The organism is Variovorax glucosi (assembly GCF_051216695.1).
GTDB lineage: Bacteria > Pseudomonadota > Gammaproteobacteria > Burkholderiales > Burkholderiaceae_C > Variovorax.
The window spans coordinates 1-1,145 of record NZ_JBPJZE010000274.1; the positions used below are offsets into that span (position 1 = coordinate 1).

The window sequence follows — 1,145 nt, forward strand, 5'->3', positions numbered from 1 at the left end:
TGCGCAGAACCCCGCCTCCCGGAAGTTCCTTCGCAAAGTCGTGCTGCTGAGCCCGGGCAGCAACGCGGCGCCGAACAACTTCAGCCTGAAGGACGCGGCGGCGTACACCGAGCTGCTGGCCGCCCGCCTGAACACCACGCCGCGGGGCCTGCGCGACGTGCCGGCCGCCACGCTCCATGCGGCGGAGATAGCGCTCAACGCGCAGCCGTTGCCAGCCACCATCACGACCGGACGCAGTTCGAAGTTCGTTCCGGTCGTGGATGCGCAGTTCTGCCTCGCGGACTGGACGCGCGCCGCATGGCCGGCCAACCTGCCAGTGATCATCACGACCACGCTGACCGAAGGCAGCTTCTTCGTCGACCTGATCGACCCCGCCACCGGCAAGGCGCTGACGGCGCCTCTGCCGCAGAACGACACGCAACTGCTGGCATACATCACATCGCTGACCAATTCGGCCACGGCAAGCAGCCAGGTGCTCGCAAACTACCGCCAGGCCGCGGCCGATGAGGGACGGCCGACGGGCGCCGGCGACCTGTTGGTGGAGATCTATGGCGACTACGCCATTCGCGTCCATTCGGTGCACTACGCCGGCAGGCTCGCCAGCGAAGGCAAGGACGTGCGCTTCGGCACCTATGCGCACGCCCTCAAGGCACCGGGACACGGCGTGCCGCACTGCGCCGACCTGCCATTGCTCTTCGGCACCTACGGGCTGGACTACTACAAGGACAAGGTCGGCAACGGCGCCGCGGAAGCGCAGCTGTCGGCGAGCATGGCAGCGGCGCTGGTGTCTTTCGCGCGCGAGCCGCAGGCCACGGCATTCGGCGCCGGCACTGCGTGGCCGCGCTACACAGGCCCCTTGGCGAATGCGGTGCGCATGGGCGAAGGCGTCAGCGGAAGCGTGGTCGTCGGCACGGTGCCCAAGCTGGCGCAACTCGCCATCTGGGACGGTCTTCTGGGCTACTGAAGCGGCTTCACCGTCAGTCAGCCGGCGTTCAACGCCGAAGTGCCGTCGTAGATATAGCGGCGCGACCACGGCAGCGTCTTCGCCGACCTCCCCGCCTTGCGCCCGACGATCTGGTAGATGGCCACGTCGTCGTTCTCAAAGGCATAGGCACAGCCCGCGAGGTAGATGCGCCAGATGCGGA

Annotated in this window: 1 protein-coding gene and 1 pseudogene; one reads left to right on the forward strand and one right to left on the reverse strand. The window is 67.7% G+C overall.

From position 1 onward, the window contains the following. Window positions 1–964, forward strand: a 964-nt coding sequence (locus ACSFA3_RS24905; RefSeq protein ID WP_435508031.1) for a carboxylesterase family protein, incomplete at its 5' end; no start/stop codon positions are given. Window positions 965–981: 17 nt separating this feature from the next. On the opposite strand, the pseudogene ACSFA3_RS24910 reads toward ACSFA3_RS24905, so the two are convergent. Continuing rightward, window positions 982–1,145 (reverse strand): annotated as a pseudogene (locus tag ACSFA3_RS24910) (SAM-dependent methyltransferase); the annotation flags it as partial.